General features: G+C 41.5%; 17 protein-coding genes. 13 read left to right on the forward strand and 4 right to left on the reverse strand.

Going from position 1 to position 22,001, the window contains the following annotated elements:
* Nucleotides 1-12 precede the first annotated feature (12 nt).
* From L1283_RS08265 to L1283_RS08285, 5 genes are all read left to right on the forward strand, one after another.
* The gene (locus L1283_RS08265) at nt 13-1,329 is read left to right on the forward strand and encodes a TolC family protein (protein ID WP_159332962.1); all 1,317 of its coding nucleotides are present in this window, start codon (nt 13-15) and stop codon (nt 1,327-1,329) included.
* A gap of 14 nt (nt 1,330-1,343) precedes the next feature.
* A complete protein-coding gene (locus tag L1283_RS08270) occupies nt 1,344-2,399 on the forward strand; it encodes an efflux RND transporter periplasmic adaptor subunit (RefSeq protein ID WP_159332961.1) in 1,056 nt (351 codons plus the stop codon).
* 64 nt (nt 2,400-2,463) lie between these two features.
* Complete coding sequence (locus L1283_RS08275; protein ID WP_159332960.1) at nt 2,464-5,646, forward strand: efflux RND transporter permease subunit; 3,183 nt, start codon at nt 2,464-2,466, stop codon at nt 5,644-5,646.
* A 150-nt stretch (nt 5,647-5,796) separates the two neighbouring features.
* The gene (glmS, locus tag L1283_RS08280) at nt 5,797-7,638 is read left to right on the forward strand and encodes a glutamine--fructose-6-phosphate transaminase (isomerizing) (RefSeq protein ID WP_159332959.1); all 1,842 of its coding nucleotides are present in this window, start codon (nt 5,797-5,799) and stop codon (nt 7,636-7,638) included.
* An 8-nt stretch (nt 7,639-7,646) separates the two neighbouring features.
* A complete protein-coding gene (locus L1283_RS08285) occupies nt 7,647-9,827 on the forward strand; it encodes a DUF4954 family protein (RefSeq protein WP_286851313.1) in 2,181 nt (726 codons plus the stop codon).
* Between the two features lie 168 nt (nt 9,828-9,995).
* On the opposite strand, the gene L1283_RS08290 is transcribed toward L1283_RS08285, so the two are convergent.
* The 4 genes from L1283_RS08290 to lgt form a co-directional block, all read right to left on the reverse strand.
* Nucleotides 9,996-10,562, reverse strand: coding sequence for a helix-turn-helix domain-containing protein (locus L1283_RS08290; RefSeq protein ID WP_120334066.1), 567 nt, complete (start codon nt 10,560-10,562; stop codon nt 9,996-9,998).
* A gap of 422 nt (nt 10,563-10,984) precedes the next feature.
* Nucleotides 10,985-11,527: a L,D-transpeptidase family protein gene (locus L1283_RS08295; RefSeq protein ID WP_286733225.1), complete on the reverse strand. Its 543-nt coding sequence runs from the start codon at nt 11,525-11,527 to the stop codon at nt 10,985-10,987.
* Nucleotides 11,528-11,621: 94 nt separating this feature from the next.
* Nucleotides 11,622-12,812: a tryptophan synthase subunit beta gene (trpB, locus tag L1283_RS08300; protein WP_244294290.1), complete on the reverse strand. Its 1,191-nt coding sequence runs from the start codon at nt 12,810-12,812 to the stop codon at nt 11,622-11,624.
* Between the two features lie 156 nt (nt 12,813-12,968).
* A complete protein-coding gene (gene lgt, locus L1283_RS08305) occupies nt 12,969-13,784 on the reverse strand; it encodes a prolipoprotein diacylglyceryl transferase (RefSeq protein ID WP_075992897.1) in 816 nt (271 codons plus the stop codon).
* Nucleotides 13,785-14,055: 271 nt separating this feature from the next.
* Here lgt and L1283_RS08310 point away from each other — a divergent pair, with 271 nt between their 5' ends.
* The 8 genes from L1283_RS08310 (at nt 14,056) to L1283_RS08345 (ending at nt 21,994) form a co-directional block, all read left to right on the forward strand.
* A complete protein-coding gene (locus tag L1283_RS08310; RefSeq protein ID WP_088161775.1) occupies nt 14,056-15,174 on the forward strand; it encodes a M42 family metallopeptidase in 1,119 nt (372 codons plus the stop codon).
* 36 nt (nt 15,175-15,210) lie between these two features.
* A complete protein-coding gene (locus L1283_RS08315; protein ID WP_046672455.1) occupies nt 15,211-15,552 on the forward strand; it encodes a DUF3467 domain-containing protein in 342 nt (113 codons plus the stop codon).
* Between the two features lie 417 nt (nt 15,553-15,969).
* The gene (locus tag L1283_RS08320) at nt 15,970-17,478 is read left to right on the forward strand and encodes a carbon-nitrogen hydrolase family protein (RefSeq protein ID WP_145326901.1); all 1,509 of its coding nucleotides are present in this window, start codon (nt 15,970-15,972) and stop codon (nt 17,476-17,478) included.
* Nucleotides 17,479-17,507: 29 nt separating this feature from the next.
* Nucleotides 17,508-19,550: a M13 family metallopeptidase gene (locus L1283_RS08325; protein ID WP_145326900.1), complete on the forward strand. Its 2,043-nt coding sequence runs from the start codon at nt 17,508-17,510 to the stop codon at nt 19,548-19,550.
* Nucleotides 19,551-19,710: 160 nt separating this feature from the next.
* Nucleotides 19,711-20,022: a 50S ribosomal protein L21 gene (rplU, locus tag L1283_RS08330; RefSeq protein WP_028068281.1), complete on the forward strand. Its 312-nt coding sequence runs from the start codon at nt 19,711-19,713 to the stop codon at nt 20,020-20,022.
* Nucleotides 20,023-20,066: 44 nt separating this feature from the next.
* On the forward strand, nt 20,067-20,330 hold the full coding sequence (gene rpmA / locus L1283_RS08335; RefSeq protein ID WP_046672918.1) for a 50S ribosomal protein L27: 264 nt from the start codon (nt 20,067-20,069) through the stop codon (nt 20,328-20,330).
* A 324-nt stretch (nt 20,331-20,654) separates the two neighbouring features.
* A complete protein-coding gene (locus tag L1283_RS08340; protein WP_145326899.1) occupies nt 20,655-21,398 on the forward strand; it encodes a hypothetical protein in 744 nt (247 codons plus the stop codon).
* A gap of 5 nt (nt 21,399-21,403) precedes the next feature.
* On the forward strand, nt 21,404-21,994 hold the full coding sequence (locus L1283_RS08345; RefSeq protein WP_145326898.1) for a hypothetical protein: 591 nt from the start codon (nt 21,404-21,406) through the stop codon (nt 21,992-21,994).
* The last annotated feature ends 7 nt before the right edge of the window (nt 21,995-22,001 follow it).

The raw sequence follows: 22,001 nt of genomic DNA on the forward strand, positions 1-22,001 counted from the left end.
AATAAATTAGGAATGAAAACAATCAGAATACTAGCCAGCCTTTTATTAGGTACGATGGTTTTCCAGAGTCATGCACAGCAACAATTGAGCTTAAGTGATGCGATTAAATTTGCTTTGCAGAACAAAAAGGAAGCTAAAAAGGCAAAGTTAGATCTCGAAAACTCGCAATACCAGATTGATGAGGTTAGGGGTAGCGCGTTGCCACAAATTACAGCAAATGGTTCCTTAAAATACAATGTGTTAATTCCAGAAATGGTATTGGAAGCCGGTGGTCAAACTCAAAAGATTAAAATGGGACAACCCTGGAATTCAACAGCAGTGGTTTCTCTGAATCAGCAGCTTTTTAATCAATCGATCTTTACAGGGTTGAAAGCTGCCAAGACAACAAAAGAGTTTTACCAAATAAATGCGCAGTTAACAGATGAACAGGTGATCGAAAAAGTAGCAAATGCTTACTATGATATCTACCAAGAACATCTGAAACTTCAAACGATAGAAAATAACTTGCAAAGTACCACAAAAACGAAAGATGTGACGGAAGGACTTGTGAAAGCTGGTCTTGCAAAAAAAATAGATTTAGATCGCTTGGTGGTCAATGTGAATAACCTGGAGGCACAGAAACAACAAACAACCAACGCCGTACAGATCAAAGAAAATGCATTGAAATTCGCAATCGGGAAGCCGATCGAGGAAGATATTGAATTATCTGAAGAGACTTTTGATATTAATGCAGCATTGGCCGTGGAATCGGATAATGTAGAAAATAGGACCGAGGTGCAGTTGATGAAGAAGCAAATTGAACTTTACGAACTGAATAAGAAATCGAAAGTTGCTGATCTATACCCTAAATTATCCTTAGGTGGAGATTTTGGTTTTAATGGATTTGGTAAAGGGTTTCCAATTGTTGGTGATTTTAGCTGGCCAAAGACCTCGAGCATAGGTTTAAATCTTTCGGTGCCAATCTTCACGGGAGGAACAACAAGAGCAAGAATCAACCAGGCGGATATTCAGATTAGACAAGCACAGGTTGATCTTGAAGATACCAAACTGGGTCTAAATCTAGCGAAAGAAAATGCCAAATCACAGATCAAGATCAGTTTGCTGACGATCGACAATAATCGCCGAAATGTTAAATTGGCTAAAGGTGTTCTAGATGATACAAAAAACAATTTTAACAATGGTTTAGCAACTTTAACAGAATTACTTGACGCTGAAAAAGCACTAGCTGATGCAGAAAATAATCTAAATACGAGTTTGTTGAACTATAAAGTAGCCGAAGTACAGATTATTAAGGCGAACGGCGAATTAAAATCACTAATTAAAGAATAATTGACTAATACAATATGAAACGCGGAATTATTACCTTACTTATTATTGCTGCTGGTTTAGCAGGAATATTTTTTGTGTTAAATAAGAATAAAAAGAAAAATGAGGCCGAAACTGCGGAAGTAGCCAAAAAAAATGTGGCTATTGCTGTGCGTATCGATACAGCAAAAGTATCTTCCATGGATTTACGCTATACTGCTAACGGAACATTTTCTCCGAAACAGGAAGTAACGGTTTCGGCTGAAACTGCCGGCCGGGTAGTGAAAGTATTGGTTGATGAGGGTTCTCATGTGAGTGCGGGACAGACTTTGGCGATCATCGAGGGTGATAAACTGAATGTGAACGTGGCGAATGCGCAAGCGGCTTATACCAATGCGCAGGCTGATCTGCACCGCTTTGAAAGTGCTTTTTCTACGGGAGGTGTAACCAAACAACAGTTAGATCAGGTGAAATTGCAATTTGAGAATGCGAAAAATAACTTAAAAGCTTCTAAATTGAATGCTGGCGATGTAACCATCAAAACGTCGGTATCGGGTATTATCAATTCACGTAAAATCGAACCGGGGACTTACCTGAATGTCGGTGCTGCGGCCTTCGATATTGTGAACGTTGCTACGTTGAAATTGCGTGTCAATGTAGACGAAAAGAATGTAGCGACCTTAAAGATCGGTCAGTCTGTTGATGTGACAGCGAGTGTGTATGCAGATCAACGCTTTACCGGTAAAGTAACTTTTATTGCACCTAAATCGGACGGTAGTTTAAATTTCCCGGTGGAAATCGAGGTAAATAATGCATCGAACCAATTGCGTGCCGGTATGTATGGTACGGCCATCTTCGGTGAAGGTGTTGCCAGCAATACATTGATCGTACCACGTAATGCTTTTGTGGGTAGCGTGAGCGACAACAAGATCTTTGTGCTGAAAAACGGTAAAGCAATCGAAACAAATGTCAAATCGGGTAGAAACTTTGGTGATTACATCGAGATCTTAGGTGGTTTGCAAAATGGCGATCAGGTGATTGTTTCGGGTCAGATCAATCTATTTGACCAAAGTCCTGTAGAGATTATTAAATAGAGCATACTGTAATCAGTAGCAGATGCAACTCCGGTTGCATGGCTATTAAAAATAAATTATTCGAATGAAAATTACCGAAATATCGATAAAACGCCCCAGTATAATTATCGTATTATTTATAATACTGACATTAGGCGGGTTGTTTTCTTATACGCGATTGGGCTATGAATTGGTCCCTAAATTTGAAATTAACGTCATTACGGTACAGACGGTCTATCCGGGAGCTTCACCTGCAGAGGTTGAGAGTTCGGTGACAAAAAAAATAGAGGATGCCATTTCATCCCTGGAAAGTATCAAAAAGGTGGAGTCGACTTCGTTGGAAGGGGTATCGATTGTCATGATCACCCTCAACAACGGTGCGGATGTCAACTTCCTGCTTACGGATGCTCAACGGAAAATCAATGCCGTGATCAACGATTTGCCGGATGATGTAAAGACACCTTCACTCTCCAAATTTTCCCTGGATGATGTGGCCATCATGAGTTTGGCCGTAACGTCCAACTTATCGGAGAAAGAACTCTATGATCTTTTGGATAATAAAATCCAGCCGGTCTTTGCGCGGATCAATGGTGTTGCAAAAGTAGACCTGATCGGTGGTGAGGAACGTGAAATCCAGATCTCTGTAGATCCGAAGAAAATTGAAGGTTATGGACTGACAATTTCTCAGGTACAGCAAATAGTAGCTGCATCCAATCTCGATTTCCCGACAGGTAACGTAAGTACCCGCGATAACCGGACAACCATCCGTCTTTCGGGTAAAGTAACTTCGATCGAGGAGCTGCGTAACCTCCCGATCACAACGCCGGCAGGGGTGCAGATCTATCTGCGCGATATCGCCGATGTACGGGATGGTATCAAAGAGATTGAAAAAGTAGCCCGTCTTGACCGTCAGAATACAATCTTATTGCAGGTCTTTAAACAGTCTGATGCAAATGCGGTAGCGGTATCTGAAGCGGTCAAGAAAACGATTGCTGTACACGATAAAAACGGAAAAGTAATTAGCGGTGTAGAGAAGGATTATGCGGCACAGAATATTAAAATTCTAGTGGCCAATGACTCTTCAGAATTTACATTGAATGCGGCCGATAACGTGATCCACGACTTAATGATTGCCATTGCATTGGTGGGCTTTATCATGTTGTTCTTCTTGCAGAGTTTACGTAATGCGGCGATCACCATGGTGGCGATTCCTTTATCTTTGATTGCTACCTTTATTGGCTTGCTTTTAATGGGCTATACCCTGAATTTGATGTCTTTACTAGGTTTATCCCTGGTGGTCGGTATTCTTGTGGATGATGCGATCGTTGTTATCGAGAATATTCACCGCCACATGGAGATGGGTAAAAACAAGGTGCGTGCGGCATTTGATGGTGCTTCGGAAATTGGATTTACAGTAACGGCGATCACCTTGGTTATCGTGGTGGTGTTCCTTCCGATCGCGATGTCTACGGGCTTGGTGGCCAATATCCTGGCGCAATTCTGTGTGACTGTAATCATCTCGACTTTATTATCCTTATTGGTGTCATTTACGGTAGTACCTTGGTTATACTCGCGTTTCGGTAAATTGGAGCACTTGAGCAAAACATCTTTCTTTGGCCGTATTATTCATGGTTTTGAAAGCGGTTTGAACAGCTTCACACATTGGGTTGCAGGATTGTTAGTTTGGGCCTTAAGAACCTGGAAAACCAAGGTGGCAACTTTATTTTTAGCAATCGGTTTACTTTTTGCATCATTTATCCTGATCGCTAAAGGTTATATCGGTTCGGACTTCTTCCCGAGTATCGACCGTAAGGAGTTTTTCATCCAGTTGGAACTCGATAAAGACGCTTCCCTGGAGAAGACCAACTTATTGACGCAGAAAGCGGAGGCTTATATTAAATCGAAACCCGATGTCAAAGAAATTATTACGACAGTGGGGCAGTCTTCGGACGGTATGGCTTCGACAACGGGTTCGCGTTACAAATCGGAGATCCACGTGATCCTCGACAAAGAAAATTTTGAAGGCAACTCACAGGTGTATTCAGCGACGCTGAAGCGTGAATTGGAAAATAAACTGATCGGTGCAAAAATCAAAACCGTCAATGTGGGTATCATGGGAGCGGAGCAGGCACCATTGAAGCTGACCATTATCGGTGCTTCTGTCGAAGATGCACAGGAATTTGCAGAGAAGGCGGCAGATCAATTGCGCAAGATCCCTGGAGCAGCGGGTGTCAAATTAACTTCTGAAGCGGGTAATCCCGAGATCAATGTGAAGATCGACCGTGATAAAATGACCTCTTTGGGACTGAATGTCTCTACTGTGGGTATGACGATGCAAACGGCATTTTCAGGAAACACGGATAACAAATACAGAGCCGGCGATAATGAGTATGATATCAATATCCGCTATGCGGAAAATGGTCGTGCCAATATCGACAACGTGCGTGATCTGAAATTTATCAATAATCAGGGTGCTTCCATTTCTTTGGATCAATTTGCCAATGTAACTTATGGCTCGGGACCTACTTTGTTGGAACGTCGCGACAAGTCGCCGGCAGTATCCATTCAGGGACAGGCCATCGGTAGACCAATGGGTACCGTAGCGCAAGAGTGGCAGGCACAGTTTGAAAAATTGCCGCGTAAACCGGGAATCGTCTTTATCTGGGGTGGTAACATGGAGAACCAAACCGAAGGTTTTGGTACTTTGGGAATTGCCTTATTGGCATCTATTATCCTAGTATACTTGGTAATGGTTGCTTTATACGATAGTTTTATCACACCATTTGTGGTCTTGTTCTCGATTCCATTGTCGTTTATCGGAGCCCTGTTATTCTTGGCTTTGGGAAATCAGACCTTGAATATCTTTACGATTTTGGGTATCATCATGTTGATTGGTCTAGTGGCCAAGAATGCGATCATGCTGGTTGATTTTGCCAACCATCGTAAGGAAGCTGGCGATAACACGCACGATGCATTAGTGGCAGCCAATCATGCACGTCTTCGTCCGATTTTAATGACGACAATTGCCATGGTATTTGGTATGATTCCTATTGCAATCGCTACTGGAGACGGTGCCGATATGAATAGAGGTCTTGCGATTGTTATCATCGGTGGTTTGTTATCTTCTTTATTTTTAACCCTGGTTGTTGTACCAGTGGTGTACTCCATTTTTGACAGTCTTCAACGTCGTTTTGGAAAGAAAGAAAAGACAAATTATGAAGCCTTGATGAAGGAGGATTATGACCATGTAGATGTGGCAGAACATTAAAAAATAATACATTATACAATAGAAAAAGGCGACTAATAAAACATTAGCCGCCTTTTTTGTGTTAATTCTAGGTTAATCAATCGATTGCGTAGATATTTTTTATTACATTGCGGCGCATTAACAAAATATACACTTAAAATTGAGACATACATGTGTGGAATTGTAGGATACACAGGTTATCGTCAGGCGTATGGTATCGTCATTGACGGATTACAAAAGTTAGAATACCGTGGTTATGACAGTGCTGGAGTGGCATTGCATAAAGGTGAGCAGATCGATGTTTACAAAAAAACAGGTAAAGTCGCAAACTTGGAGGAGTTTGTATACGACAAAGATCTACAGTCGACCACAGGGATAGGCCACACCCGTTGGGCTACCCATGGTGAGCCTTCTGATCGGAATGCACATCCGCATTATTCCAATAGCGGGCATATTGCGATGATTCATAATGGCATCATTGAAAACTATGCTTCCTTAAAATCAGAATTAATCAATAAAGGTTATACATTTAAAAGTGATACCGATACAGAGGTTCTGGTCAACTTTATCGAAGAGATCCAATTGCAGAATGAATGCTCTTTAGAAGAAGCGATTCGTATTGCTTTGAAACGGGTCGTAGGGGCCTATGTGATCCTTGTATTGGAGGCTGGCCATCCGGATCGTATTATTGCAGCGCGTAAAGGAAGTCCTTTGGTGATTGGTATCGGTAAAAATGAACATTTTTTGGGTTCAGATGCTTCCCCGATGCTAGCATACACCAAAGAAGTCGTTTATATCAATGACTACGAACTGGCCATTATCACTCCGGAGGAGTTGATCCTTAAAAATCTGGGTAATGAGCGCATCACGCCTTATGTCCAAAAATTGGATCTGGAGTTGTCGGCTATTGAAAAAGGTGGCTTTGATCACTTTATGTTGAAAGAGATCTTCGAGCAACCGCAAACGATCTTTGACTCTATGCGTGGACGTCTGGATCTGCAATCCCATCAGATTACATTGAGTGGCATTGAAAAATTTGCGAATGAGATCAGCAATACCAATCGCATTGTGATTGTTGCCTGTGGTACGAGCTGGCATGCCGGACTTATTGCAGAATATGTTATTGAGGAATTATGCCGTATTAATGTTGAAGTTGAATATGCATCGGAATTCCGCTACCGTAATCCGGTTATTCATCCGGGGGATGTTATCTTGGCGATTTCCCAAAGTGGTGAAACGGCTGATACATTGGTTGCATTGGAAAATGCGAAAAAACAAGGCGCTATCATATTGGGTGTTGTCAATGTTGTTGGCTCTTCTATCGCACGACTTTCGGATGCAGGTGCCTATACACATGCTGGACCTGAAATCGGTGTGGCGAGTACAAAAGCATTTACGGCGCAATTGACTGTATTGAACCTGATTGCCTTAAAGATTGCTTCTTTGAGAGGCTCGATCAGCGAAGAACGTTATCAAAAACTTGCACAGGAATTAAATGAGGTGCCTGAAAAGGTCGAGTGGATTTTGGATACGCAGGTTGATAAAATCAAAGCCATTGCGAAAAAGTATAAAGATGCCCGAGATTTTCTTTTCTTGGGTAGGGGGTATAATTTTCCCGTTGCCCTGGAAGGTGCGCTTAAACTCAAGGAAATTTCCTATATCCATGCCGAAGGTTATCCTGCAGCAGAAATGAAACATGGACCTATCGCATTGGTTGACGAGAACTTGCCGGTTGTTTTTATCGCTACAAAAGATGCTTATCACGAGAAGATTGTTTCAAATATTCAGGAGATCAAAGCGCGTAAAGGAAAGATTATATCGGTGGTTACCAAAGGCGATGCTGTTTCAGAAAATCTATCGGATGATTTTATGGAAATTCCGGAGGCCGATGAGATCATTGCTCCATTGATTTCGGTTGTACCATTGCAACTGCTATCGTATTATATTGGTGTAGAGCTAGGCTTGGATGTGGACAAACCACGTAACCTGGCGAAGTCGGTAACTGTAGAGTAAGGAGGCCGATGAGTGTATTGAAGAAGAAACCTTTGGAACAGCTGGGATATGGATTTATCCCAGATGAGTTTATTCCAACAGGACAAGACGAATATACCCTGCGCTTTCAGCAAAACCCGCGTAATGACTACCGTGATCTGACGGAAACAGAGGTTAAACACTTGATTAACAATGGAAACTGGTCCGGCGACTGGTCCAAGGTCAAAGTATCGGCAGTCTTTGATCCGAATCAGGTTCAGCACTGTAAATTCTATGGTCTGGTCCGTATTGGCAATTTGAGTCCGAGTTACCTGGATTACCGCAATTTGCAGTTGCCCATTGGCCTGTATCATTCGACGATCATCAGTTCGGACTTTGGCGACGATGTTGCTGTCCATCATGTGGGCTACTTGTCCTACTTTATTGTTGGTAATGAAGTGCTGTTGAGCCAGATCAAGGAAATGGAGACCGGTAGTACAGCCAAATTCGGTAATGGTATTCTCCGTGATGGTGAAGAGTCAGAAAAACGGATCGAGCTGGAACTCTGCAACGAAAATGGTGCCCGTTCGGTTTACCCTTTTGACGGTATGCAGGCTGCAGATGTATACCTTTGGACCCGCAATCGACATGATCATGCTTTACAGCAGCGATTTGGAGAACTGACTGATCAGAAATTTGGAAGTCAACGGGGTTATTACAGCCAGATTGGCGACCGTTGCGTCATCAAAAATACGTTAACGATCAAGAATGTCAAAATCGGAACTGATGCTTATATTAAAGGGGTCAGTAAGCTGAAAAATGTAACCGTCAATTCCTCACAGGAATCGTATACACAGATCGGTGAGGGTTGTGAGCTTGTTAATGGAATTATTGGCTATGGCTGTCGTATATTTTACGGCGTTAAAGCTGTACGTTTTATCCTGGCTTCCTATTCGCAGTTGAAATATGGCGCGCGCCTGATCAACTCTTATTTGGGAGACAACTCGACAATTTCCTGTTGTGAAGTATTAAATTCCTTGATTTTTCCAGCACATGAACAGCACCATAACAACTCGTTTTTATGTGCGGCATTGGTGATGGGCCAAAGTAATATGGCTGCTGGAGCAACCGTAGGATCTAATCACAACTCCAGAGCTGCGGACGGTGAAATTATTGCGGGACGTGGTTTTTGGCCTGGACTCTGTGTGAGCCTAAAACACAACTCCAGGTTTGCATCGTATTGCCTTATTGTAAAAGGGGATTTTCTGCATGAACTGGATATCAAGTTGCCTTTTACCTTAGTGAGCAATGACGTACAACATGATCAACTGGTCTTGATTCCGGGGTATTGGTTTATGTACAATATGTATGCTTTGGTACGGAATGCCAATAAGTATGCGGCGCGGGACAATCGACATTTTAAAAACCAATATTTTGAATACGATATGTTGGCACCGGATACGGTGAATGAAATGTTTGAAGGGATGGATATGCTGGCCTTGGCCGTGGCAGATAGTCTCCACACTGCAGTTGGGAAGGATAAGCACGAACGTATTGTTGCGGGCCGGGCACTGCTTGCCAACAACATGGACCTAAAAGATCAGACAATTGTGCTGCAAGGAGCCGAAAATTCACGAAGACCGACTGTTATTCAGAAGGTTGGCGAGGCTTATCATTTATATCGTTCGTTTATTAAATACTATGGTGTACTGCACCTGATGGATGCGCTCGAGGAAGGCCTGTCACTGCAGGATATTATTGAAGCCTTATCGGGTAGATCGCGTACGAGCTGGGAAAATATAGGTGGACAGCTGATCGAAAGCAATGCCCTGCAAACTTTCCTAGATGACGTCAAATCAAAAAAAATAGATTCATGGGATGGTATTCATGAATTCTATCACGATAAAAGTAAAGCATACCCCTTAGATAAACGTGAACATGCACTCTTGTCTTTAATAGAAATCTTAAATTTGGAAGGTATGGTTTTATCAACAGATAAAATTGTATCTTTGTTGGATCAGGCGCTTGGACACCGGATCTGGATTGGTGAACAGATTTATAAATCCCGTGCCAAAGACTACAAAAATCAGTTCAAAAACATGGTTTATGCCAATGATGAAGAGCGTGATATTGTGGTAGGAAAACTGGAGGAAAATTCTTTTATCAATCAACAACAAAAAGAATTAGAGATATTTAAGATAAGGGTTGCTAATTTGAAAGGGCAATTTTAAAAGAAAGGCTTCCGCTCGGAAGCCTTTTCTTTTTTTGTGAACCACGTATTAACGGTCTTGACAGTTGGTAATGTCCCCAAAGTGGTTTTGTATATTCTTTTTCTGCGATAGCTAGAAGCGGTCAAACTTTGATTTCTTCCTGCGCTGTGAAGCGCACATCGCAGATCCCTAGTCGTTGATCTTATCAAGTGGTTTGCGTTTATTGTCTTTGATCTGCTTAAAGTGGCTTGGCGTCAATCCGGTTACTTTTTTGAATTGATTGCTTAAATAAGCAACACTGGAGTAATTGAGTTTATAGGCAATTTCACTCAAGGTAAGTTCATCGTAAACCAATAACTCTTTGACATATTCAATTTTCTGGCCGATGAAGTATTTTTCGATGGTTATGCCTTCAACATCCGAAAAAAGATTGGAGATGTAGTTGTAATCATGGTGCACTTTCGTGCTGATGATTTCGGAAAGATTAAGGGTGGTGTCGTTATGTTGATTACGGATAAGATCCAATACGACATGTTTTACCTGTTCGATGATGACAGTTCTTTTATCGTCAATCAATTCAAAACCAAGTGCCGAAAAATTTGAAGCGAGTTGCTTGCTCTCTGCTTTGGTCAGCTCTTCTTCAATCTCAACCTGGCCCAAAGAAATATGCTTAACATGGAGATTGAGCTTAGCCAATTCATTTTCAACAACCATAATGCATCTATTGCATACCATATTCTTTATTGCAAGTTTCATATCTAAATTATTACTGATTTAAGTCTGCATCCAATGGTATTTATGAATGCTTCGCATGTTGTCTTTTAGAGGTCCTATGGAATATCCTGTTGATTTTGTGCAGGTGTATTTAATTCTTGGATGCCGTGCATGCTGTGATGTGGTCATCGGTATTTGTGTTTATCACATTGGATATTCCATCGGAATTATTTTAAATACAAGTTACTAATGTAAACTCAAAAATCGATAATTTATTAGACATGGGGTTGTAATATTTAGGGTTTATCTTGTAGTATTTTGAAAACGAGGTATAGGGTAAAATAGGGGGAACGGCTAAGCGGCCAGCGGATGAGCGTAATGGACGGGCCATTCGGCGCTTTAGCCTTCAGGTCGTTAGGGGTGTGTTCCAGCCAAGAGTTGTTTTAGTTAAGTCTTTATTCCAGTTAGGGTTTTATTTCAATAGCTGCACCTATGGGAACAGCATCAAAAAGTTCGTCAATCTCTGCATTTGTAAGTGCCATACAACCGAAAGTCCAGTCCATGTGGCGCTGCAATTTACCAATAAAGCCTAGTCCGTTTCGAAGTCCGTGGATCTTGATGTCGCCACCGGCCTCTTTTCCTAAACTTTTGGCGTGGGCAATATCCTGTTCATTTGGGTAGGAGACCCCCAGGTTTTTGTGATAGCTGCTATATTGATTTTTATCGTTGATCGTGTAAAGCCCTTCGGGTGTTTTTAAATCGCCTTCAAATTCTTTGGCGCCCACAGGTTGGCCGCCCAATGAAATACGGTAAGATTTTAGGAGCTTTCCCTTACTATAGGCCAATAGTGTTCTTTTTGATTTATAGACGATAAGCTTGTCTACTTTGGCATGCTGATCCAACGTTGGTTCTGGATAAAGATTATAGCCTATCAGGCCCAGGCAAAGTAAGATGACGAGGCTGATTACTGTTTTTAAAACTATTCGACGATTTCTTGGTCGCTTCATCTTGGAGATTGTTAGCTAATGGATAAAACGTTTAGACCGAGTGCCTAACCTAGGGCCCTGCACTCGGCCTACTCATGTATTTTGATGCTGCCTTCTAGAATTCGCGGTCAACATCTTTGTCGCCACGTCCCGAGAGGTTCACAATAGCGACTTTGTTTTTGTCTTTTAGCAATTTCACCGCAAGGGCAACAGCATGTGATGATTCAATGGCCGGAATAATACCTTCCAGTCGGGAAAGTAACTTGTAGGCATCGATAGCCTCTGCATCTGTCACGGGGTGATAGTTTGCACGATTGCTATCTTTTAGCTGGGCATGTTGTGGCGATATCCCCGGGTAGTCAAGGCCCGCAGACACCGAGGTTGACGGGATCGGATTGCCCTCATCATCGACCAAACAGTACGAAAAGGTTCCCTGGAATACGGTTGGTTTGCCAAAAGAAAGTGTCGCAGCTGTTTTTGGATAAGTTCCGGTTCCACCGCCTTCGCCACCATGAATCTCGACGTCATGATCATCGAGAAAACCCGAAAATAAGCCAATAGCATTTGAGCCACCACCTACACAGGCGAAGATGCTGTCTGGAAGGCGCCCTTCCTGATCAAGTATCTGCTGGCGTGCTTCCTTACCGATAACGCTTTGAAAATAGCCGACCATTTTTGGATAGGGGTGCGGGCCGACATGCGATCCCAGTAGATAATAGGATGTTGGATTTTCAACGTAATACATCAAGGCCGCATCGACGGCATCCTTCAATGTACGGCTACCTAAGTTGGTCGTTACAACTTCGGCGCCTAACAATTCCATGCGTTTGACGTTCAGCGCCTGGCGTGCAGCGTCGATTTCGCCCATAAATACTTTACATGGTATGTTTAACAATGCTGCCGCTGTTGCTGTTGCAACACCGTGTTGACCGGCGCCAGTTTCGGCAATGATCTCTGTTGCTCCCATCTGTTTGGCCAGAAGAATTTGACCGATACAGTTGTTTATCTTATGGGAACCCGTATGGTTGAGATCTTCCCGCTTTAAATAGATTTTGGAGCCAATATACTCGCTTAAGTTCTTGGCGTAGTATAAGGGTGAGGGACGACCGACATAATGTTTTAAGATTGCAATAAACTCTTTCTGAAATTCTTCTTTTTGGACATGGCTATCGAAAAAAGAAGCCAGTTTATTTAATTGCTCTTCCAGTACCGGGGGGATATAAGATCCGCCGTACGCTCCATATTGGCCATTGTATTGAAGCATCTTTTCGTTTGCTTCGACAGATGCTGCTTGTGTTAGACTCATTTTAGGCTTAAGTTTCTTGTTGTAAAAGGATATATTATTTATTGAAGCCTAATATAGTAATCTTTGTAGGTATTGGGAAAAAAAACCAGGCATCTTTTCTAGAAAAGATGCCTGTTAAATCTTGTATTTGCAAACAAGGATATATTGCGCCCTGTTTTAAGCTTTGGTTTTCCGGAAGATAAAGTAGAAACCCACCAGGATAAAAGGTATACTCAGTAATTGGCCCATGTTTAAAGCCATACTTTGCTCGAAGGCTTCCTGATCAATTTTAAAATGTTCCAACACCATACGTGCACCAAATAATAAGACTAGGAATATGCCAAATAATTGACCTTTTTGGCGATTGGGATTCGATTTGAATAGGGAACCGATGATAATAAAGATCAAAATATAGGCGATTGCTTCATAAAGCTGTCCCGGGTGGCGCGGTACATTGTCGACACGTTCAAACACGATAGCCCAAGGTAAATCTGTAGGCGTACCAATTATTTCAGAATTGAAGAAATTTCCGATACGGATAAGTGCACCGGCAATAGGGACTACGACAACCAATCGGTCCGCTAGCCATAGAAAGTCGGTTTTTGTTTTTCTGCAGAATAAATATAATGCGAGGATAATTCCGATGGCGCCACCGTGAGAAGCCAAACCTGCAAAGCCGGTGATATGAAATCCTGTTTTATCCCATTTAAATGGAAGGAAGATTTCAAGTATATGATCTTTGTAATAGTCAAAATCGTAAAATAGGCAGTGTCCTAATCGAGCTCCGATCAAAGTGCCCAGGAAAATATAAATTGAAAGCTGATCCAGCTGTTCTTGTGTGCGGCCTTCCTTTTTGAATATACGCAACATGATCACGTATGAAACAAAAAACGCTAATAACCAGCATAAGGCATAATAGCGAAGGGCAAAGGCGCCAAAGTTGAACATTTCAGGGTCAATATTCCAATGTATTGCACTTAATATTGAATTCATAAATTTTATAGCTGTTTAAATTACTTTGGAGTAAAGATAAGCTTTAATCTCATTTTTTATTCCTACAATTTGTTTTTAAATATAATATCATTGGGCTGCGAACTTAATTGATTCATCGTGAATGAAATATTGTCTTTTGCTGATCCTTTTTACTAAAATAAAGGGCTATGATCTAAAATAAATTGCGCAAACAATATTTCAAAAAACATTTTTACTTTTGCATTTCATTGAAATTTTCATATTTTGACGAAAGTAAATAGAAAAGGAAAAGATGGCAGAAAAAAACAAGAAAAAAGAGCCGAAGCACAACGCGGTTGTGACTAAAGATTCGCTTTCATTTTTTGAAAAATATATCAATAATGCTTCTCCTACAGGATTTGAGTGGGAAGGACAGCGACTGTGGTTGGATTATTTGAAGCCTTATGTCGATGATACATTCGTTGACAACTACGGTACAGCTGTAGGGGTAATCAATCCAAAAGCGGAGTACAAGGTCGTTATAGAGGCTCATGCGGATGAGATTTCTTGGTTTGTCAATTACATTACCAAAGATGGACTGATCTATGTGATTCGTAACGGTGGTTCGGATCACCAGATTGCACCGTCTAAGCGCGTGAATATCCATACGGAAAAGGGTATTGTCAAAGCTGTATTCGGCTGGCCGGCAATTCATACACGTTCGGGAGAGAAAGAAGAAAATCCTTCGCTGAAAAATATCTTTTTGGACTGCGGCTGTAGTACCAAAGAAGAGGTTGAAGCCCTGGGTATACATGTGGGGTGTGTTATTACCTACGAAGATACATTCTCTATCCTCAACGACCGTTATTATGTTGGGCGGGCTATGGACAATCGTGCCGGTGGTTTTATGATCGCTGAGGTTGCTCGTTTGCTAAAAGAGAATAAAAAGAAATTGCCATTTGGATTATATATCGTAAATTCGGTGCAGGAAGAGATTGGTTTACGTGGCGCCGAAATGATTGCAGATCGTATCAAACCGAATGTCGCTATCGTAACCGATGTGACACATGATACACAAACTCCGATGATCAATAAGATCACGCAGGGAGATCTGTTTTCAGGAAAAGGCCCTGTATTGTCTTATGCTCCAGCGGTTCAGATCAATCTGAATAAACTGTTGGTGAAGGTTGCTGAAAAGAATAATATTCCTTTCCAGCGTCAGGCTTCCTCTCGTTTTACAGGAACTGATACGGATGCATTTGCCTATAGCAATGGTGGTGTACCGTCGGCATTGATTTCCTTACCGCTCCGTTATATGCACACAACAGTGGAGATGGTACATAAAGAAGATGTTGACAACGTGATCAGATTGATCTACGAGACATTATTGAATATCGAGAACGGACAAGACTTTAGAACATTTACAAAGTAGAATTTAAGAATATATTAACTTATCATTAGAATTATTATGGAAAATAACCAAAATCAAAACGAATTGAGCATTGAGTTGACAGAAGAAGTAGCAGAAGGAACCTACTCAAATCTTGCGATTATCACTCACTCTAATACTGAATTTGTGGTTGACTTTATCCGTGTGATGCCAGGAGTGCCAAAAGCAAAAGTGAAATCAAGAATCGTTTTGACTCCAGAGCATGCAAAACGCTTGTTAGGTGCATTGGTTGATAACGTGAACCGTTTCGAAGCATTAAATGGCCCAATTAAAATGGACTTAGGTGTTGCTGAACAACCTCAACAAGGTGGCGATCCTACAGTTGCATTCCCTTTTGGAACGCCACAAGGTCAAGCATAGTTGAGAGCAGCTATCATTGAGATATCAGAAGCGCCAATTGAACATTGGCGCTTTTTTTTGGCTTTATTTTTAGTAAGTCTTTCCGATGCTCCGATTCGGTTTATGTATGAAAAAGACGATGATCCTAACTGCCTGTTAAGATATTGGATCATCAAGATCTATATTAAAATTGAAACATCTGCATACTAGGTAGTAATTATTAACATTTTTTAATCAATGTTTAGACAGTAATAAGTCAGTGCATATTCAGTGTACACTGAGCAAGCACTGAACGAGCACTGAACAATCACTGAGTAAGCACTGTCTAAAATACGAAATTATATGCCATCTGGTGTTCGCTTGTTGCCTATTGCTAGTTTTGGACTTGGCCTTTACTTTTACTAAATTTAAATAACTAATTTCAAAAAGGAGATTTATATGGATATTCAAGTGCGGAACTTGACAAAGAAGGATTATGTTGATTTGAAAAAATCGATGGAACAGGCATATGATGGTGTTGGTGAGACCTGGTCAAAGGAAAATATTCAGGATTTGATAGAGTTATTTCCTGAAGGGCAGCTATGTGTGGAGATTGATGGACATGTGGTCGCTTGTGCCTTGTCGATTATCCTGAATTCAAAGAAGAATAATATTTACGATAGTTATTATGATATTATCGATGACGGTAAGTTTACCAAACATAGTGATGATGGAGATACACTGTACGGAATAGAAGTGTTTGTTCATCCGGCACATCGGGCCTTACGTCTTGGACGCCGTCTCTATGATGCACGTAAGGAGCTGTGTGAACAGATGAACCTCAAATGTATTGTTGCCGGGGGGCGTATTCCCAATTACCATAACTATGCGGATAAAATGAGTCCGCGGGTTTATATCGAGAAAGTCAAACGTAAGGAGATCTATGATCCGACGCTGACCTTTCAGCTATCGAATGATTTTCATGTCAAAAAAATACTTAAGCACTATCTGCCTGAGGATGCTGAATCGATGGAGTTCGCTACCCTGTTGGAATGGAATAATATTTATTATGAGCCCGAGACAAGGTCTATTTCGACGACTAAGCAGACAATCCGCTTGGGACTGGTGCAATGGCAGATGCGTTTATTTGATAATCTTGAGGCATTTTACGATCAGATAGAATTCTTTGTGGATACGGTGAGTGATTATGGAACCGATTTTATCATGTTTCCGGAATTCTTTAATACGCCGTTGATGAGTCCGTATAATGATCTTCCCGAGCGCCTGGCAATGGAGAGGCTTGCGCAGCATACCTCGGAGATTATCGATCGCATTCAACAGTTTGCCGTTTCCTACAATGTGAATATCATTGCCGGGTCGATGCCTTTGGTGGAAAACAAAAAACTCTATAATGTTTCCTACCTCTGCCATCGCAACGGTAAGCTGGATGAGTTTAAAAAAATTCATATCACACCAAATGAATTTAAATATTATGGTATGGTGGGCGGAAGTGAGGTGAAGGTGTTTGACACCGATTGTGGTAAAGTGGGGCTGTTGATCTGTTACGATGTAGAGTTTCCTGAACTGAGCCGTATTTTGGCCGATCAGGGGATGCAGATCCTATTTGTGCCCTTTATGACGGATACTCAAAACGGATACATCCGGGTGCGTACCTGTGCGCAGGCTAGGGCGATAGAAAATGAATGTTATGTGGCCATTGCAGGCTCCGTGGGCAATTTGCCGCGTGTGAATAATATGGATATACAATATTCGCAGTCCGCTGTTTTTACCCCTTCGGACTTTGCTTTTCCCAATAATGCCATTAAAGCTGAGGCGACACCGAATGCTGAGATGGTGCTTATTGCCGACGTTGATCTTTATGCCCTACGAGACCTGCATGAGTACGGTACCGTTAAAGTCAAGAAGGATAGACGGAAGGATTTGTATGAAGTGAAACTTTTGAAGTAAATTTAAATACTCTTTTAATCTCTTAAAATATGATACAAAAAGTCAAATGGGGGACGCTATCCATGGTCTTAATGATGATGTCATGTCAGTCAAATAAGAAAAGCGATACTGCTCAGGAGGTCCGCACAAATTTTTTTGATGTCTCAGGCATGGATACCACAGTGAATCCAGGAGATAATTTCTTCCAATATGCGAATGGAAGCTGGATGAAAAATACCCAGATCCCGGCTTCTGAAACTGGCTGGGGTTCATTTTATATTCTTGCTGATGAAAACCTGGCAAACCTGAAATCTATTTTGGAGGGTGCGGCGAAGTCTGACAACAAAAAAGGTTCCGATCAGCAAAAGGCCGGCGATTTCTATGCGAGTGGTATGGATACGGTGACGATTGATAAATTGGGCGCGAAACCGATCGAAGGGGCTATTCAAAAAATCAATGGGTTGAAAAGTATGGATGAATTGATCGCTTATGCTGCGGATGGATTTAAAGAGGGTGATGGTGATCTTTTTACATTTTATGTAGCAGCAGATGACCGGATCAGCACTAAAAATGCATTGCAATTTTTCCAGGGGGGACTTAACCTGCCTGAAGCAAGTTATTACTTGGATCAGGATGACAAAGCGAAGAAAATCCGGGAGGCCTATGTTGCGTATCTGGTAAAATTATTCGGACTGATCGGCGAAGGGGCAAATGCGCAAAAGTCGGCTGAGGAAGTGCTGCGCTTGGAAACAGAAATAGCCAAATCGCATGCTACACCGGTGGAATTGCGGGATCCCATCAAAAACTACCATAAATTTGCGGTACAGGAATTTCAAAAACAAACACCAAACCTCAATTGGAAAGATATTTTGCAACGTTTGGATGTGAAGACCGATACCATTTTGGTACAGCAACCCAAATTTTATCTTGCTCTGAATAATTTGTTGAAATCACAGTCCTTAGCTAGTTGGAAAACAAAACTAAAAGCAGATTTAGCGAATGCTTCTGCGACGGCACTGAGCAAAGGTTTCAGGGATGCAAAGTTTGAATTATTCGGAAAAACCCTAAATGGACAGAAGCAGGAGAAGGAACGTTGGAAGCTGATGGTGAGCTCGGCCGACGAGAACCTTGGCGAGATTGTCGGAAAGTTGTATGTGGATGAGTATTTTAAACCCGAAGCAAAAAAACGAATGCTCGAATTGGTCGATAATTTGCAAAAAGTCTATAAGAGCCGTATCGAGAAATTGGACTGGATGACACCTGAAACCAAAAAGAAAGCGATTGAAAAATTGGAAGCATTTACCAAAAAAATCGGTTACCCGGAGAAGTGGAAAGATTACAGTGATGTGGAGGTTGCCAAAGATACCTACTATGCCAATTTACAGTCTGCTGCAAAGCATGCCTATAAAGAAATGGCAGGTAAAATCGGCAAACCGGTTGACAAGGCCGAATGGCTGATGACGACACCTACGGTGAATGCCTATTACAATCCACCGTATAATGAAATTGTATTCCCGGCCGGCATCTTGCAGTTCCCATTCTTTGATGCCAATGCGGACGATGCGATCAATTATGGCGCTATCGGTGCCGTTATCGGACACGAGATGACACATGGTTTTGATGACCAGGGGCGTCAATATGATAAAGATGGTAACTTGAACGATTGGTGGACGGCAGTGGATGCGAAACAGTTTACGGAACGCGCCAATCAGGTAGCGAAGTTATATGGTGGCTTTACACTGTTGGACAATCAACATGTAAACGGTGAGCTTACTTTAGGTGAAAATCTGGCAGATATCGGCGGTTTGAATATTGCTTATGATGCTTTCAAATTAACCAAGCAAGGGCAGGGACAGGATAAAATTGATGGTTTTACACCAGATCAACGTTTCTTCTTGAGTTTTGCGCAAGTGTGGCGCGTAAAGAGCAGCGATGAGCGCATGCGGTTACGTTTAAAAGTTGATCCACATAGCCCCGAACAATTTCGGGTAAATGGTCCCGTATACAATATGGAGGCCTTCTATAAAGCATTTAATGTACAGCCTACGGCAAAAATGTATGTAGCACCAGAGAAGAGAATTTTGGTTTGGTAAGCGAAAACAGGGGTGAACAGCATTGTCCCGATACGGATTAAGACAATGCTGTTCAACTCATAACGTTTAATTGGAAACGAAAAAGTAAATTTGTCTTTGAATTATGATAAAAACTGATTACTTTTGCCCTTCATTTAATAACACATTTAATTAATTAACAATGTACGCAATAGTAAATATAGCAGGACAGCAATTTAAGGTTGCAAAAGACCAGTTCCTTTTTGTACACCGTTTACAAGGAGATGAAGGCGCTAGTATTGAATTTGACAATGTATTGTTAGCAGAAGACGGTGGTAAATTTACCATTGGTACACCTAGCGTTGCTGGTGCAAAAGTTTCGGCTAAAATTTTGTCTCATTTAAAAGGCGATAAAGTTATCGTTTTCAAGAAAAAACGTCGTAAAGGCTACAAAAAGAAAAACGGTCACCGTCAACAATTTTCTAAAATCCAGATCACTGGTATTACGTTATAATTGAATTTTTAATCAGACAAATAGTCTTAAATTAAGATAAAGAAATGGCACACAAAAAAGGTGCGGGTAGTTCTAAGAACGGCCGTGAGTCACATAGCAAGCGTTTAGGTATCAAAATCTTCGGTGGTCAACAAGCAATCGCTGGTAACATCATCGTACGCCAACGCGGTACACAACACAATCCTGACACAAACGTTGGTATTGGTAAAGACCACACATTGTTCGCTTTAGTAGACGGTAAAGTAGTTTTCCGTAAAAAAGCTAACAATAAATCTTATGTATCTGTAGTTCCTACAGAACAAGCATAAGGTTTTGCAACAATATTGGAAAGGCATCAAGAAATTGATGCCTTTTTTTGTTGTTTATACTTTTAGCTACTGTTCCGATGTGTCTGCTATCGGGTGATGCTGGAGCAGGATAGCGGGCTGCTCTGCGGAATTGCTACCTGGTATGCTGAATTTATCGGGCTTGGTACTGAGCTTTTTAAGCTTTTTGGGCTGTTTAAATTGTTATTTTCTGTTAAATGTAACCGCTTTGGTACAATTTTTATAAGGGATAGGTGTTTTTAAGACAATAGGCGTAGCATTCGTAAATATCACTGGATGCAAGCACGATTGAATAAATACTTACATATGAAATACAACAAGTTTGGATATGGTTTGTGTGCCGGGTTATTTGCCTGTTCATTTTATTCCTGTAGTTCGATTTACATGCCTAATGTGCCTTCAGCGCCGATGTTTACAGAAGCTGGCGAGGTCTATGTTTCCGGCAATATCAATACAAAGGCCAATGTATCGGCCAACCTGGGGGTAGCTGTAACTGATCATGTGGCTGTCATTGCCAATGGTTCATATGTCGATAATAGATCCAATATCAAAGACTACGCACAAAAGATGGGTGAAGCGGGGATAGGTTATTTTACACGCTTTGGTAGAAAAAATAATCGTGTATTTGAGGTTTACGGGGGCTATGGACTGGGTAATACCAGCGTGGTTGATAAGCGTTCGTCGACAATGGGACAAGCCGTTGTAGAAACGAAGGACATGGATTTTGACAAGGTGTTTGTGCAGGTGAACTTTTCATCGGAGAAAAAGGATGCCCTGAAATTGTTCGGCAACCGGCATGATATCGATTACGGTACCATCATCCGGCTGAGCAATATGCGTATGAAAAATTTTGCTATTGATGGTCTTCCGGCAGAGAAAGAAGATAATATGCTTATTGAACCTGTATTTTATACAAGAATGGGGTTAGGGAAAGGATGGAAGTTGCAATATACGAACGGTATGGTATTCGGTTTTAAAAGTAATACCTATTTAAAAGCAGGGTACCCATTGTTTACACTGGGAGTTTTATATAAATTTGGAGGAAAATAGTGGCTATGAGCAAGAAAATTTTATTTGGATGTTTGGTTCTGCTGGGGTTGTTTATTTCCGGCTGTGGTGTGAGTCGACAAAAGGCACAGATCGAAAATTTGGCGAAATGTAAATTCGATGTGGAATCGGTAGATAGTATTCGATTGGCTGGAACATCATTGCAACGACTGATCAGGAATAATCAAATTGACCTAGGTGCCGCGCCGAGCTTGGCATTGGCCTATTTGCGGAAAGATATTCCATTGGATGCAGTTATCCGACTTAAAATTGATAACCCGACGCTCAAAAAAGCGTCTATCAATAAGTTCCAGTATATCATTCTTTACGGCGGACAGCAGCTTGTGGAAGGGATTGTGAATCAATCATTACAAATAGAGCCCGGAGAATCTACAGTGGCCAATGTGCGTATAGCCACCAATATCTATGATTTGTTGAAGAATTCGGACCTGCAGGATTTTTTAATGTCAAGCGATGAGAATAAAAAGGGAATATTTACGTTAAAAGTTAAACCTTCTATCAATATCGCAGGGCAGTCGGTGTTCTACCCGGGGTATATTACCATCGATAAGGCGGTAAGTCGTAAGATTCTGCTTTAGACACAGG

It is taken from the genome of Sphingobacterium sp. HSC-15S19 (genome assembly GCF_050433745.1).
Classification (GTDB): Bacteria; Bacteroidota; Bacteroidia; order Sphingobacteriales; family Sphingobacteriaceae; genus Sphingobacterium; species Sphingobacterium siyangense.

Coding starts and splice junctions, on each gene's coding strand:
- L1283_RS08285 (WP_286851313.1), top strand. CDS start 7,647: ATGAGTGTATTGAAGAAGAAACCTTTGGAACAGCTGGGATATGGATTT.
- L1283_RS08295 (WP_286733225.1), bottom strand. CDS start 11,527: ATGAAGCGACCAAGAAATCGTCGAATAGTTTTAAAAACAGTAATCAGC.
- L1283_RS08325 (WP_145326900.1), top strand. CDS start 17,508: ATGATACAAAAAGTCAAATGGGGGACGCTATCCATGGTCTTAATGATG.
- rplU (WP_028068281.1), top strand. CDS start 19,711: ATGTACGCAATAGTAAATATAGCAGGACAGCAATTTAAGGTTGCAAAA.
- glmS (WP_159332959.1), top strand. CDS start 5,797: ATGTGTGGAATTGTAGGATACACAGGTTATCGTCAGGCGTATGGTATC.
- trpB (WP_244294290.1), bottom strand. CDS start 12,812: ATGAGTCTAACACAAGCAGCATCTGTCGAAGCAAACGAAAAGATGCTT.
- L1283_RS08320 (WP_145326901.1), top strand. CDS start 15,970: ATGGATATTCAAGTGCGGAACTTGACAAAGAAGGATTATGTTGATTTG.
- L1283_RS08270 (WP_159332961.1), top strand. CDS start 1,344: ATGAAACGCGGAATTATTACCTTACTTATTATTGCTGCTGGTTTAGCA.
- L1283_RS08345 (WP_145326898.1), top strand. CDS start 21,404: ATGAGCAAGAAAATTTTATTTGGATGTTTGGTTCTGCTGGGGTTGTTT.
- L1283_RS08275 (WP_159332960.1), top strand. CDS start 2,464: ATGAAAATTACCGAAATATCGATAAAACGCCCCAGTATAATTATCGTA.
- L1283_RS08290 (WP_120334066.1), bottom strand. CDS start 10,562: ATGAAACTTGCAATAAAGAATATGGTATGCAATAGATGCATTATGGTT.
- rpmA (WP_046672918.1), top strand. CDS start 20,067: ATGGCACACAAAAAAGGTGCGGGTAGTTCTAAGAACGGCCGTGAGTCA.
- L1283_RS08265 (WP_159332962.1), top strand. CDS start 13: ATGAAAACAATCAGAATACTAGCCAGCCTTTTATTAGGTACGATGGTT.
- L1283_RS08340 (WP_145326899.1), top strand. CDS start 20,655: ATGAAATACAACAAGTTTGGATATGGTTTGTGTGCCGGGTTATTTGCC.
- L1283_RS08315 (WP_046672455.1), top strand. CDS start 15,211: ATGGAAAATAACCAAAATCAAAACGAATTGAGCATTGAGTTGACAGAA.
- lgt (WP_075992897.1), bottom strand. CDS start 13,784: ATGAATTCAATATTAAGTGCAATACATTGGAATATTGACCCTGAAATG.
- L1283_RS08310 (WP_088161775.1), top strand. CDS start 14,056: ATGGCAGAAAAAAACAAGAAAAAAGAGCCGAAGCACAACGCGGTTGTG.